Below are 12,417 nucleotides of genomic sequence, written 5' to 3'. Positions count from 1 at the left end.
AGCCCAAAGCCGGATACATACCAGACGGAGAACCCACATGGCCGAGCCGGTCCAAACGCCTCAGGCTTTTCCCACGCGCATCTTTTCGGGCATCCAACCCTCGGGAAGTCTGACGCTTGGCAACTACCTTGGCGCGCTGAAGCGTTTTGCGCAAAAACAGGATGAGGGGATCGAGACGCTGTATTGCGTGGTCGATCTGCACGCCGTCACCGTCTGGCAGGACCCCGCGCGCCTGCGCCAGCAAACGCGCGAGATCGCGGCCTCCTATATCGCGTCGGGCGTCGATCCGAAGCGTTCGATCCTGTATAACCAAAGCCAGGTGACCGCCCATGCCGAGTTGGGCTGGCTTTTGTCCTGCGTGGCGCGCATCGGCTGGATGTATCGCATGACACAGTTCAAGGACAAATCGGGCGCGAATGCCGAAAACGCCTCGCTGGGTCTTCTGGCCTACCCCGCGCTGATGGCCGCCGACATCCTGTCCTTCCGCACCACCCATGTCCCGGTGGGCGAGGATCAGAAGCAGCATATCGAACTGGCCCGCGACATCGCGGCCAAGTTCAACCACGACTACAAGACGGACTTCTTCCCCATTCCCGAACCGCTGATCGAAGGGCCCGCCACACGGGTCATGTCCCTGCGCGACGGCACGAAGAAGATGTCGAAATCCGATCCCTCCGACGCCAGCCGGATCAACCTGACCGACGATGCCGACACCATCGCCAAGAAGATCCGCAAGGCCAAGACCGATGCCGAACCCCTGCCCGACACGGTGGAGGGGCTGGAGGGCCGGCCCGATGCGAAGAACCTCGTGAACATCTATGCCGCACTGGCCGACCTGCCCTTGGCCAAGGTGATGGAGGAGTTCGCGGGCGCCCAGTTCGGGACGTTCAAACCGGCGCTGGCGGATCTGGCCGTGGCCAAGCTTGGCCCGATCACGGCGGAAATGAACCGCCTGATGGCCGAACCGGACGAGATCGACGCCATCCTCGGTCGCGGGGCCGAACGCGCCGACGCCATCGCCCGCCCCATCGTGGCGCAGGTCTATGACATCATGGGCATGATCCGCTCGCGTCAGGTGTGATGTGATCCGGCGGCTGGCGCGGGGGTGTCTGACGCTGTTTGCGCTGGCCTCGTTGGCGTTCACGGGCTGGACGGTGTGGGTGATCGCCCACACCCCCGCCCTGACGCCCTTCGTGGATCGCGGGGCCGCCGAAATCAGCGCCGCGATGGACCGCGCCATGGCGCGCGAGGCGACGGCCGATCGCGTGAACGCCCGCCTGGCCGACCTTCTGGCCGAAGATCCGCGCAACTGGGTTGCCATCGACGCGGTGGTGGATGTGGCGGGCGAACGCGGCCTGCCCATGGACCCCGCCCCCATCACCGCCGCGCGGGACATGGATTTCAGCCTGACCGCCCGCATGGCCACCTGCGCCGCCTGCGCTTGGAACATCCGCGAATGCCGCCTGTCCGCCGAACTCGCCTGTCAGGCGCCGATGCTGCTGACGGGGCTTGGCGACATCACCGAACTTGCGCGGGAGGGGATGAACTATGCCGCCGGACGCGAGGTGGATGATCTGAACATCGCGCTGGCGGCGGTGGGGCTGGGGGCGACGGTGTTCGTCATCGCCTCGGGCGGGACGACGGTGGGGCTGAAGGCGGGGGCGGGGCTGGTCAAGACCGCACGCGGCATGCGCCTCTTGTCCCCCCGCCTGACCGCCACCCTGACCCGCGCCGCGCGCGAGGGCGTGGACTGGGCCACCCTGCCCGCCGTCCGGACGCAGGCGGACCTGACGCGCGCGCTGCGCCCCGCCGTGCTGGCCCCCGTGGCCGACACCGCCCGCGCGGTGGGGCGGATCGAAGGGGCGCTGCCCCCGGTCCAGACCCTGCACCTGCTGCGCCATGTCGATGATGCGACCGACGCCCGCCGCATCGCCAACGCGGCCGAGGCGCTGGGCCCCCGCACCGTGGGCCGCATGGAGATCCTGAGCAAATCCCGCTTCCTGCGCGCGACGGTCCGTCTCTCGCGCACGGGGGCGGGCCTGCTGGCGGGAATCCTTGGGCTGATCCTGTCGCTGGCGGGTCTGGCGGCGCAGATGGGGCAGACGATAGCCCTGCGCCGCCTGCGCGCGCTGGCCCGCTGATCGTCACACACCCGTCACCGAATCACGCCACCCTGTCCCCGTGGCCGCACCCGGCCCCGCGCCTTCGGGTCATCCCGTCCCCCAGACGGCCCGAAGGCGCCCCCTTCCCCCCGCGGCCGTTTTCGCCCATCATGCCCGCAAAGGGAGAACCACATGCGCAAGTTTCTGGTGGTGCTGGACGACAGCCGCGAATGTCTGAACGCGATGCGCTATGCCGCGTTCCGCGCCTCGCACACCGGGGCGGGGGTGGTGATCCTGTCCGTCATCTCGCAGGACGAACTTCAACATTTCATGGGCGTGGCCGATCTGATGCGGGCCGAGGCGCGCGAACGGATCGAGGCGCATTACGAGGTCTTCGCCAAATGGATGCGCGACCGGCAGGGCGTCCACCCCACCCTGATCGTGCGCGAAGGCGACGCCGGGGCCGAGATCCTGAAGCTGGTGGAGGAAGACCCCGAGATCGGCATCCTCGTCCTTGGGGCCAGCGTGGAAAAGGGCGGTCCCGGTCCGCTGGTCACGCATATGACGCGCAATTCCGGCACCCTGCCCATCCCCGTGACCATCGTGCCGGGCGACATGTCGAAGGAACGGCTGGAAGCCATCACCTGACATTAGAACGATTCCAAAACTTGACAGGCGGGACCTTCGCACGCATATCGGGGGTAACCCCCGGAGGCACCCCATGTTCATCCAGACCGAACCGACCCCGAACCCCGCGACGTTGAAGTTCCTGCCCGGCCTGGCCGTGCTGGAGGTGGGGACCGCCGATTTCCCGAATGCCGAGGCGACGGACGCCTCTCCCCTCGCCCGCCGCATCTTCGCGGTCGATGGTGTGACGGGCGTGTTCTTCGGCCATGATTTCATCACCGTGACCAAGGCCGAGACGCAGGACTGGATGCATGTGAAGCCCGCCGTTCTGGGCGCGATCATGGACCATTACCAGTCCGGGATGCCGGTGATGGACGGCGAACGCCCGACCGCCGCCGGCGGCCATGCCGAACACACGGGCGAAGATGGCGACATCGTCGAACAGATCAAGGAACTTCTGGATACCCGCGTCCGCCCCGCCGTGGCGCAGGATGGTGGCGATATCACCTTCCACGGGTTCGATCGCGGCATCGTGTATCTGCACATGCAGGGGGCCTGCGCGGGCTGCCCGTCCTCGACCCTGACGCTGAAGATGGGGATCGAGAACCTTCTGCGCCATTACATCCCCGAGGTGCTGGAGGTGCGTCCGGTTGCGGCCTGACGCCACGATCCTTGCGTTCGACACATCGGCCGCGCATTGCGCGGCCGCTTTGCTGTCGGGCGAAACGGTTCTGGCCCAGCGCGAGGAACCGATGGCAAAGGGTCAAGCCGAACGCCTGATCCCCCTGCTGGAGGAGGTTCTGGCCGACGCCGCCCTGACATGGCGCGATCTGGACGCGCTGGCGGTCGGCACCGGCCCCGGCAATTTCACCGGCGTCCGCATCGCCGTCTCTGCCGCGCGCGGTCTGGCGCTGGGGCTTGGCATTCCCGCCATCGGCGTCACCACGCTGGACGCGCGGGCCTTCGGCCTGCCCCGCCCGCTGGTGGTGGCCGAGGATGCGCGGCGGGGCGAGTTCTATGTCCGCACCTATGGCCCCGACACGCCCGCCCGCCTGACCGACACCATCCCCGACGGCCCCCGTCTCCCCCCGCTCCATCCGCTGGCCGAGGCGATCGCACGGCAGGCCCGGATGCAGGGGGCAGGCCCCCGTCCCGCCCCGTTCTATCTGCGCGGGGCCGATGCCGCGCCGCCGTCGGACCCGCCGCCGCGTATCCTCGATGTGGGATGATCTGGCGCGCATCCACGCGGCCTCCTTCACCGCCCCCGCCCCCTGGTCGGCCAATGCGCTGCGGGGCGCGGCCCTGTCCCCCGGCGGGTTTCTGCTGCGCGACGGCGCGGGGTTCCTGATCGGGCGGTCCATCGCGGGCGAGGCGGAGCTGCTGACCCTTGCCACCGCCCCCGACGCGCGGGGTCGGGGCATCGGCGGGCGGCTGGTCGCGGCCTTTCTGGCCCGCGCCGCCACCGACGCCGACACCGCGTTCCTTGAGGTCGCCGCCGACAACGCCCCCGCAATCCGCCTGTATCTTCGCCACGGCTTTGTCCCCGTCGGCACCCGCCCGCGCTATTACGGCGCGATCGACGCGCGGATGATGCGGCGGAACCTGACCGTAGGCGGTTGACGAAGGGCGGCCCTTCGGGGGAAAACGGGGGCAAGGCCGGATCATCGCGGCCACCCTCAGGGAGATACCCATCATGACCGTCAAAGCCCTTCTGGCCGCCACCGCGCTGACCCTTTCGTCCGGCACAGCCTTCGCCGATCCGGCGCTGATCTTCGATCTGGGCGGCAAGTTCGACAAATCGTTCAACGAGGCGGCGAACATCGGCGCCGTCCGCTGGGCCGAGGAGACCGGCGGCACCTATCGCGAACTGGAAATGCAGTCCGAAGCCCAGCGCGAACAGGCCCTGCGCCGTCTTGCCCAGGCCGGATCGAACCCGATCGTGATGACCGGCTTCGCCTTTTCCGACGTTCTGACGCAGGTCGCCCCCGATTACCCCGACACCAAGTTCGTCATCATCGACGCGGTGGTCGATGGGCCCAACATCCGCTCAGTCGTCTTCTCCGAGGAGCAGGGCTCGTATCTGGCGGGCATCATGGGGGCGATGGCGTCCGAATCCGGGACGGTCGGCTTCATCGGCGGCATGGACATTCCGCTGATCCGCAAATTCGGCTGCGGCTATGCCCAGGGCGTCATGGCCACCAAGCCGGATGCGAAGGTTCTGGTCAGCTGGACCGGCAGCACCCCCGCCGCCTGGAACGACCCGGTGCGCGGCGGCGAACTGACCCGCGCCCAGATTGCCCAAGGGGCGGACGTGATCTTTGCCGCGGCAGGGGGCACCGGCATCGGCATCCTGCAAACGGCGGCGGATGAAGGGATCCTGTCCATCGGCGTGGACAGCAACCAGAACATGCTCCACCCCGGTCAGGTCCTGACCTCGATGGTCAAGCGGGTGGACAATGCGGTGTTCGACGCCTTCACCGCCGGCGATGCCGTGGAACCCGGCACCGTGGTTCTGGGGCTGGCCGATGAAGGCGTGGCCGTCCCGGTGGACGACAGCAACGCCGCCCTGATCACGCCCGAGATGGAGGCCGCCGTGGCCGAAGCCACGACCCGGATCATCAACGGCGAGATCGACGTCCACGACTACATGGCCGACGACACCTGCCCGGTCGCCGGCTTCTGATGACCCCGCCCGTGGATCATGCGCCCCCCGCAATCGAATTGCGGGGGATCGCCAAGGCGTTCGGTGCGGTGCAGGCCAATCGCGACATCTCGTTCCGCGCAGGGCCGGGCACGATCCACGGCATCATCGGCGAAAACGGGGCCGGGAAATCGACGCTGATGTCGATCCTCTATGGCTTTTACCGCGCCGATTCGGGGCAGATCCTGATCGACGGGCGCGAGGTGCAGATCCCCGACAGCCAGGCCGCAATCCGCGCGGGCATCGGCATGGTGTTCCAGCATTTCAAGCTGGTGCAGAACTTCACCGTTCTGGAAAACATCGTGCTCGGGGCGGAGGACGGCTGGCTTCTGCGCCCGTCGCTGCGCAAGGCGCGCAAGGTGTTGGAGGATCTTTCGCGCGAATACGGGCTGGACGTCGATCCCGATGCGCGGATCGAGGATCTGTCCGTCGGATACCAGCAGCGGGTGGAGATCCTGAAGGCCCTTTACCGCGACGCGCGCATCCTGATCCTGGACGAACCCACCGGCGTTCTGACGCCCGCCGAGGCGGACCATCTGTTCCGCATCCTGCGCGGGCTGAAGGACCAGGGCAAGACGGTCATCCTGATCACCCACAAGCTGCGCGAGGTGATGGAGATTACCGACGCGGTCTCCGTCATGCGGCGGGGCGAGATGGTGGGCACGGTCGCGACCCGCGACACCTCGCCCGCCGATCTGGCCGAACGCATGGTCGGACGCAAGGTGCTGCTGCGGGTGGAAAAGGCGCCAGCCACGGTGGGCACGCCCGTTCTGGTGGTGGACGACCTGCGCGCGACCGAGGGCGGGGTGGAGCGTCTGAAGGGCGTCTCCCTCACCCTGCGGCGGGGGGAGGTCTTGGGCATCGCCGGGGTGGCCGGCAACGGCCAGTCGGAACTGCTGGAGGTTCTGGGCGGCATCCGGGGCGGCACGGGGCATGTCAGCCTGAAGGGCACGGACCTCGACCTTTCGGGGCGCGAGGACGGGCAGGACCGCCGCCGCATGGGCATCGGCCATGTCCCCGAGGATCGTCAGCATCTGGGCGCGGTCATGGATTTCGCGGCGTGGGAAAACATCGCCTTCGGCTATCACCGCGATCCGGCCTTCCGGCGCGGGGCGTTCAGCGACCATGCCGCCCTGCGCGCCGACACGGCCGCCAAGATGGACCGGTTCGACGTGCGCCCCCCGCTGCCGAACCTTGCGATCAAACATTTCTCCGGGGGCAACCAGCAGAAGATCATCCTTGCGCGGGAAATCGAACGGGGGCCCGACCTTCTTCTGATCGGCCAGCCCACACGGGGCGTCGATATCGGCGCGATCGAGTTCATCCACAAGCAGATCGTCGCCCTGCGCGATCGGGGCGCGGCCATCCTTCTGGTGTCGGTGGAGCTGGATGAGATCATGGCCCTGTCCGACCGCATCGCCGTCATGTGCGACGGGCGGATCATGGGCGAACGCGACCCGAAGGCAACCAATGAACGCGAACTGGGCCTGATGATGGCCGGGGTGGAGGGGTGATGCAGCCGATACCACGTTGGGCGGACATCCTCCTTGTGCCGCTCGTCTCCGTTCTGCTGGCGGCGATCTGCGCCACGCTGGTCATCCTCGCCATCGGGCAAAGCCCGTGGGAGGCGCTGACGACCATGGTCACGGGCGCGCTCGGCTCGGCCTATGGTTGGGGCTATACGCTCTATTACGCCACCAGCTTCATCTTCACGGGGCTGGCGGTCACCATCGCCTTTCATGCGGGCCTGTTCAATATCGGCGGTGAAGGGCAGGCGCAGCTGGGCGGCCTTGGCATCGCCATGGTGCTTTTGTTCGTGCCGTGGCCGCATTGGACCATCGCCTTCACCGCGGCCATCCTCGCCTCCGCCGCCTTCGGCGCGATCTGGGGGGCTATTCCGGGCTGGCTTCAGGCGAAACGCGGCAGCCACATCGTCATCACGACGATCATGTTCAACTACATCGCCTATGCCCTGATCGTCTGGATCCTGGTCGACATCCTGCGCCCGCCGGGACAGGCGGAACCTGCCACCGCGCGGTTCGCGACAGGCATCCCCGCGCTGTCGGACATTCCGGGGCTGAGCCTGATCTTCACCTCGCCCGTGCCGGTCAACATCTCGCTGTTCGTGGCGCTGATCGCCTGCGTGGGGGTCTGGGCCCTGCTGTGGCGGACACCCTTGGGGTATGAGATCCGCGCCTTCGGCAAATCCGAACCCGCCGCCCGCTATGCCGGCATCCGCCCCGTGCGGACGATCATGATCGCCATGGCGCTGTCTGGCGCGCTGGCGGGGATGATGTCGATCAACAACGTGATGGGCGAAAGCGGGCGGCTTCTTCAGAACTCCTCCGAAGGGGCGGGGTTCATCGGCATCGCCGTCGCGCTGATGGGGCGCAGCCATCCGCTGGGCGTGGTTCTGGCAGCCCTGCTGTTCGGCTTTCTCTATCAGGGCGGGGCCGAGATCGGGTTGTGGACCCAGATCCCCATCGACCTGCGGGTGGTGGTGCAGGGTCTGGTGATCCTGTTCACCGGTGCCTTGGGCTATATGGTGCGGTCGATGCTGGGCGTGTTCTTCCGCCCGCGCAAGGTCGCGACCGGAAAGGCGGTGGCGTGATGGATTACGGAACGCTGCTGCAACTCCTCGATTCCACGCTGCGTCTGGCGACGCCGCTTCTTCTGGCCTGCCTTGCGGGGCTGTGGTCCGAACGCGCGGGCGTGTTCGACATCGGGCTTGAGGGGAAGATGCTGGTCGCGGCCATGTCCTCGGGCGCGGTGGCGTTTCTGACGGGGTCGGCCTGGGCGGGGCTTGCGGCGGGGATCGGCGCGTCGGTCGTCTGGGCGGTGCTGCACGGAATCGCGTCGATCACCTTTCGCGGCAACCAGCTGATCTCGGGCGTGGCGTTGAACTTCCTCGCCTCGGGCATCACGGTGCTGGTGGCGCAGGCGGCGTTCAGCCAGGGGGGCCGGACGCCCGCCCTGTCGGGGGCCGCGCGGTTCAACGAGATCACCCTGCCCTTCGCCGACACCCTGCGCGGCGTGCCCATTTTCGGGCGTTTCTATGCCGAGGTGATCTCGGGGCATTCCATCCTCGTCTATATGGCGCTGCTGGCGGTGCCGGTGACGTGGTGGCTGCTGTTTCGCACCCGCTTCGGCCTGCGCCTGCGTGCCGTGGGGGAGAACCCGGCGGCGGTGGACACGGCGGGCGTGTCGGTCATCGGCACCCGCTATGCCGCCGTGCTGATCACGGGCCTTTTGTGCGGGATGGCAGGGGCCTATATGGCGACCGCGCTGCAGGCAGGCTTTGGGCGTGAGATGACGGCGGGCCGCGGCTATATCGCGCTGGCCGCGCTGATCTTCGCCAAATGGCGGCCGTGGGGCGCGCTTTGGGCCACGTTGCTGTTCGGCTTCTTTCAGGCGCTGGCGTTGCGCCCCGACGTGGTGGCGGGCATCACCCGCACCAACATCCCCGTCCCCGCGCTGGAAGCCCTGCCCTATGTCCTGACCGTGCTGGTTCTTGCGGGCTTCGTCGGCAAGGCGATCCCCCCGCGAGCCGGCGGCGAACCCTATATCAAGGAACGATAAGATGACTGCCGAAACCCTCGCCGCCTATATCCGCAACAAGGCGGGCCATGCGCCCGTGCGGGTCGGCCTCGTCCTCGGCTCCGGCCTGTCGCATCTGGCCGATGCGGTCGATGGCGTGACGATCCCCTATGCCGATCTGGGCGGCTTTCCCCATGCGGGCGTGTCGGGCCATTCGCCGAAGCTGGTCATCGGCGATCTGGAGGGGGTGCGCGTCGCCGTCTTCGCCGGACGGGCGCATTTCTACGAGGATGGCGACGCCGCCGTCATGCGCCGCCCGCTGGAGGTGCTGAAGGCCCTTGGCGCGGACACCCTCATCCTGACCAACGCCGCCGGCTCCCTGCGCGAGGACATTCCGCCGGGGGAACTGATGCTGCTGTCCGACCACATCGCCTTTTGCAGCGCGAACCCGCTGGTGGGCGAACATTCCGAGGCGCGCTTCGTGCCGATGGACGACGCGCATGATCCCGCCATCCGCGCCGCCCTGACCGACGCCGCCACCCGCGCGGGCGTCACCCTGAAGGAAGGCGTCTATGGCTGGTTCTCCGGCCCCAGCTTCGAGACCCCGGCCGAGATCCGCATGGCCAAGATCTGCGGCGCGGACGCCGTCGGCATGTCCACCGTGCCGGAAGTGATCCTCGCCCGGTTCCTCGGGCTGCGGGTCGCGGCCATCTCCACCATAACCAACATGGGCGCAGGCCTGTCGGACGAGGCGCTGAGCCATGAGCAGACCAAGGCCGTGGCCCCCCTTGGCGCGGTCAAGATCGAGGCGACGCTGCGCGAATGGCTCCGAACCCTGTGACCATGCCTTGACACCCCCCGCGTTTGATCCGATGGCTTGACACACGCCCAAAACCGGCCGCCCCATGCAAATCTACCTCCCCATTGCCGAGGTTTCGATCAACGCCTTCCTTCTTCTGGGACTGGGCGGCATCGTGGGGTTCATGTCGGGCATGTTCGGGGTGGGCGGCGGCTTCCTGATCACGCCGCTTTTGTTCTTCATCGGCATTCCGCCCGCCGTGGCGGTGGCGACCGGGGCCAATCAGGTCGTCGCCTCCTCCATCTCGGGTGTGCTGGCGCAGTTGAAGCGCAAGGCCGTGGATTTCCGCATGGGGCTGGTCCTGCAGGCGGGGGGCTTGGTCGGCTCGGCCCTGGGCATCTGGATCTTCGCCCGGCTTGCGGCGCGGGGGCAGGTCGATCTGATCGTGCAGCTGTCCTATGTCCTGTTTTTGGGCGTGATCGGCGCGCTGATGTTCCGCGAAAGCCTGGGCGCGTTGCGCCGGGCGAAGAACCCCGCCGCCCCCATCCGGCGCGCGCACACCCACACCTGGGTGCATCGCCTGCCGTGGAAGATGAAGTTCCGCGCCTCGGGCCTCTACATCTCCGTCCTGCCGCCCCTGGCGATCGGGGCGGGCGTGGGCTTCATGTCGGCCATCATGGGCGTGGGCGGCGGGTTCATCATGGTGCCCGCGATGATCTATCTTCTGGGAATGCCGACCAAGGTCGTGGTGGGCACCTCGCTTTTTCAGATCATCCTCGTTTCGGCCTTCACCACGCTTCTGCACGCGATGACCAGCGGCACGGTGGACATCATGCTGGCGCTTCTGCTGATCATCGGCGGGGTGATCGGGGCGCAGATCGGCGCGCAGGTGGGGGTGAAGCTGCGGGCCGAACAATTGCGCATTCTGCTGGCCCTTCTGGTTCTGGCCGTCAGCCTGAAGGTCGGGCTCGATCTGGTGCTGACCCCGCCGGAGCGGTTCAACCTGACGGTGACGGAATGATCCGCGCCGCGCTTCTTCTTCTGGCCCTCGCCCTGCCCGCCGCGGCGCAGGAGAGGATCGTTCTGGGCCTGTCGCAATATTCCGTCACCATCACGACGAATTATATCGGCACCGAAATCCTGGTCTATGGCGCGGTGCAGCGCGATGCCCCCCCGCCCGAAGGTCCCCCGCTTGAGGTGATCGTGGCGGTGGAGGGACCCCATACCCCCGTGATGGTCCGGCGCAAGGATCGCAGTTTCGGCATCTGGGTGAACGCGGATGCCGTGCGGGTGGACAGCGCGCCCAGCTTCTATGCCGTGGCAACCACCGGCCCCCTGGACGAGATCCTGAGCCAGACCGACGACCTGCGCCACCGCATCACCATCCGTCAGGCGATCCGGTCGGTGGGGATGAGTTCGGAAACCGACGATCCGCAGACCTTTCTGGACGCGCTGGTTCGCATCCGCGAGGCGCAGGGCCGCTTTCGCATCAACGAAGGCGCGGTGGCCTTCGATGAAGCGACGCTGTTTCGCACCGACGTGGCCCTGCCCGCCGACCTGACCGAGGGCGATTACCGGGTGCGCATCTTCCTGACCCGCGACGGTCAGGTGGTGGACATGCTGGAACGCCAGATCGGCGTGCGCAAGGCGGGGTTGGAGCGGTTTCTCTACAACCTCTCGCGCGAGCAGTCATTGGTCTATGGCCTTCTGGCGCTGGCGATGGCGGTTCTGGCCGGGTGGGGGGCCTCGGGCCTGTTCCGCCTCTTGCGCCGCTGACCCTCAGGCGCGATGCGCTCCGGCGGCCAGGTCCGCCACATGGGCCAGAACGTCCGCCACCGGACGCCCCTCGCCGATCAGCTTGACGATGGCCGACCCCACGACGCACCCGTCGGCGATGGCGGCGATCCCTTCGGCGGCCGCCCCCGTGGTGATGCCGAAGCCCACGATCACCGGCAGGTCGGTGGAGGCCTTGATCCGCGCCACTTCCGGCGCGACGTCGGACGGCTGGGGCGCGGCCGCCCCGGTGATCCCGTTGATCGACACGTAATAGACGAAGCCCGAAGTGTTCTGCAGCACGCGCGGCAGGCGCGCCGCGTCGGTCGTGGGCGTGGCCAGCCGGATGAAGTTCAACCCCGCCGCCTGGGCGGGCAGGCACAGTTCGTCATCCTCCTCGGGCGGCAGGTCCACAACGATCAGCCCGTCGATCCCCGCGGCCTTCGCCTGCGTCAGGAACAGGTTCACCCCGCGGGAATAGATCGGGTTGTAATAGCCCATCAGAACGATCGGCGTCGTGTCGTCGCCCTCGCGGAAACGGCGCGCGATCTCCAGCGTCTTGTCCAGCGTCTGCCCGCCTTCCAGCGCCCGTTGCCCGGCCAGCTGGATGGTCGATCCGTCGGCCATCGGGTCGGTAAAGGGCATCCCCAGTTCGATCACGTCCACCCCGGCGGCGGGCATCCCCCGCATCACCTGGAACGTCGTGTCCGCATCCGGGTCGCCCGCCATGACATAGGCGACGAACGCCTTCTTGCCTTCGGCTTTCAGGGCGGCGAACTTGGCGTCGATACGGGTCATGGCGTCATCTCCTGCGTTGCGACAGGTGGTAGGGAAAAGCGGGGCCGCGCGCAACTGGCTTGCGTGTGGCGCGCCCGCGC

Annotated in this window: 14 protein-coding genes; 13 read left to right on the top strand and 1 reads right to left on the bottom strand. The window is 67.7% G+C overall.

All coding sequences use genetic code 11. From position 1 onward, the window contains the following. Positions 1-37: 37 nt before the first annotated feature. The 13 genes from trpS to MU449_RS02250 all read left to right on the top strand — a co-directional run bounded on the left by trpS (position 38) and on the right by MU449_RS02250 (position 11,542). On the top strand, positions 38-1,081 hold the full coding sequence (gene trpS / locus MU449_RS02310) for a tryptophan--tRNA ligase (protein ID WP_244736393.1): 1,044 nt from the start codon (positions 38-40) through the stop codon (positions 1,079-1,081). Between the two features lies 1 nt (position 1,082). After that, a complete protein-coding gene (locus MU449_RS02305; RefSeq protein ID WP_244736391.1) occupies positions 1,083-2,141 on the top strand; it encodes a hypothetical protein in 1,059 nt (352 codons plus the stop codon). 153 nt (positions 2,142-2,294) lie between these two features. Next, positions 2,295-2,750 (top strand): universal stress protein, encoded by a 456-nt coding sequence (locus MU449_RS02300; protein WP_244736390.1) that lies wholly within the window; start codon positions 2,295-2,297, stop codon positions 2,748-2,750. 73 nt (positions 2,751-2,823) lie between these two features. Then, positions 2,824-3,390, top strand: a complete 567-nt coding sequence (locus tag MU449_RS02295) for a NifU family protein (protein WP_244736388.1) — start codon at positions 2,824-2,826, stop codon at positions 3,388-3,390. Continuing rightward, on the top strand, positions 3,380-3,958 hold the full coding sequence (tsaB, locus tag MU449_RS02290) for a tRNA (adenosine(37)-N6)-threonylcarbamoyltransferase complex dimerization subunit type 1 TsaB (RefSeq protein ID WP_244736387.1): 579 nt from the start codon (positions 3,380-3,382) through the stop codon (positions 3,956-3,958). The genes MU449_RS02295 and tsaB overlap by 11 nt, the downstream gene beginning before the upstream one ends. Next, a complete protein-coding gene (locus MU449_RS02285) occupies positions 3,948-4,349 on the top strand; it encodes a GNAT family N-acetyltransferase (RefSeq protein WP_244736385.1) in 402 nt (133 codons plus the stop codon). Before tsaB ends, MU449_RS02285 begins: the two co-directional genes overlap by 11 nt. A gap of 73 nt (positions 4,350-4,422) precedes the next feature. After that, complete coding sequence (locus tag MU449_RS02280; protein ID WP_244736384.1) at positions 4,423-5,412, top strand: BMP family lipoprotein; 990 nt, start codon at positions 4,423-4,425, stop codon at positions 5,410-5,412. Then, a complete protein-coding gene (locus tag MU449_RS02275; protein WP_244736383.1) occupies positions 5,412-6,944 on the top strand; it encodes an ABC transporter ATP-binding protein in 1,533 nt (510 codons plus the stop codon). The genes MU449_RS02280 and MU449_RS02275 overlap by 1 nt, the downstream gene beginning before the upstream one ends. After that, positions 6,944-8,041 (top strand): ABC transporter permease, encoded by a 1,098-nt coding sequence (locus MU449_RS02270; protein WP_244736382.1) that lies wholly within the window; start codon positions 6,944-6,946, stop codon positions 8,039-8,041. Before MU449_RS02275 ends, MU449_RS02270 begins: the two co-directional genes overlap by 1 nt. Further along, entirely contained in the window at positions 8,041-9,009 is a 969-nt protein-coding gene (locus tag MU449_RS02265) for an ABC transporter permease (protein ID WP_244738920.1), read from the top strand. Before MU449_RS02270 ends, MU449_RS02265 begins: the two co-directional genes overlap by 1 nt. A gap of 1 nt (position 9,010) precedes the next feature. Continuing rightward, positions 9,011-9,808 carry a purine-nucleoside phosphorylase gene (locus MU449_RS02260; RefSeq protein WP_244736381.1) on the top strand — a complete coding sequence of 266 codons (798 nt, stop codon included), beginning with the start codon at positions 9,011-9,013 and terminating at the stop codon, positions 9,806-9,808. Positions 9,809-9,872: 64 nt separating this feature from the next. After that, a complete protein-coding gene (locus MU449_RS02255; RefSeq protein WP_244736380.1) occupies positions 9,873-10,787 on the top strand; it encodes a sulfite exporter TauE/SafE family protein in 915 nt (304 codons plus the stop codon). Then, on the top strand, positions 10,784-11,542 hold the full coding sequence (locus tag MU449_RS02250; protein WP_244736379.1) for a TIGR02186 family protein: 759 nt from the start codon (positions 10,784-10,786) through the stop codon (positions 11,540-11,542). Before MU449_RS02255 ends, MU449_RS02250 begins: the two co-directional genes overlap by 4 nt. A 3-nt stretch (positions 11,543-11,545) precedes the next feature. Here MU449_RS02250 and trpA read toward each other — a convergent pair whose 3' ends face one another. Beyond that, positions 11,546-12,337, bottom strand: a complete 792-nt coding sequence (gene trpA / locus MU449_RS02245) for a tryptophan synthase subunit alpha (RefSeq protein WP_244736378.1) — start codon at positions 12,335-12,337, stop codon at positions 11,546-11,548. Between the last annotated feature and the right edge of the window lie 80 nt (positions 12,338-12,417).

It is taken from the genome of Falsirhodobacter halotolerans (genome assembly GCF_022899245.1).
Taxonomy (GTDB): Bacteria; Pseudomonadota; Alphaproteobacteria; order Rhodobacterales; family Rhodobacteraceae; genus Falsirhodobacter; species Falsirhodobacter halotolerans.
The sequence above is the reverse complement of the archived record's forward strand: the minus strand, read 5'-3'. Positions and strand labels throughout refer to the sequence as shown.

What these genes read in the sequence shown, in the direction of transcription:
- MU449_RS02285 (WP_244736385.1), top strand. Translation starts at nt 3,948, where the DNA reads ATGTGGGATGATCTGGCGCGCATCCACGCGGCCTCCTTCACCGCCCCC.
- MU449_RS02295 (WP_244736388.1), top strand. Translation starts at nt 2,824, where the DNA reads ATGTTCATCCAGACCGAACCGACCCCGAACCCCGCGACGTTGAAGTTC.
- MU449_RS02275 (WP_244736383.1), top strand. Translation starts at nt 5,412, where the DNA reads ATGACCCCGCCCGTGGATCATGCGCCCCCCGCAATCGAATTGCGGGGG.
- MU449_RS02265 (WP_244738920.1), top strand. Translation starts at nt 8,041, where the DNA reads ATGGATTACGGAACGCTGCTGCAACTCCTCGATTCCACGCTGCGTCTG.
- MU449_RS02270 (WP_244736382.1), top strand. Translation starts at nt 6,944, where the DNA reads ATGCAGCCGATACCACGTTGGGCGGACATCCTCCTTGTGCCGCTCGTC.
- MU449_RS02280 (WP_244736384.1), top strand. Translation starts at nt 4,423, where the DNA reads ATGACCGTCAAAGCCCTTCTGGCCGCCACCGCGCTGACCCTTTCGTCC.
- MU449_RS02255 (WP_244736380.1), top strand. Translation starts at nt 9,873, where the DNA reads ATGCAAATCTACCTCCCCATTGCCGAGGTTTCGATCAACGCCTTCCTT.
- MU449_RS02250 (WP_244736379.1), top strand. Translation starts at nt 10,784, where the DNA reads ATGATCCGCGCCGCGCTTCTTCTTCTGGCCCTCGCCCTGCCCGCCGCG.
- MU449_RS02300 (WP_244736390.1), top strand. Translation starts at nt 2,295, where the DNA reads ATGCGCAAGTTTCTGGTGGTGCTGGACGACAGCCGCGAATGTCTGAAC.
- MU449_RS02260 (WP_244736381.1), top strand. Translation starts at nt 9,011, where the DNA reads ATGACTGCCGAAACCCTCGCCGCCTATATCCGCAACAAGGCGGGCCAT.
- trpA (WP_244736378.1), bottom strand. Translation starts at nt 12,337, where the DNA reads ATGACCCGTATCGACGCCAAGTTCGCCGCCCTGAAAGCCGAAGGCAAG.
- trpS (WP_244736393.1), top strand. Translation starts at nt 38, where the DNA reads ATGGCCGAGCCGGTCCAAACGCCTCAGGCTTTTCCCACGCGCATCTTT.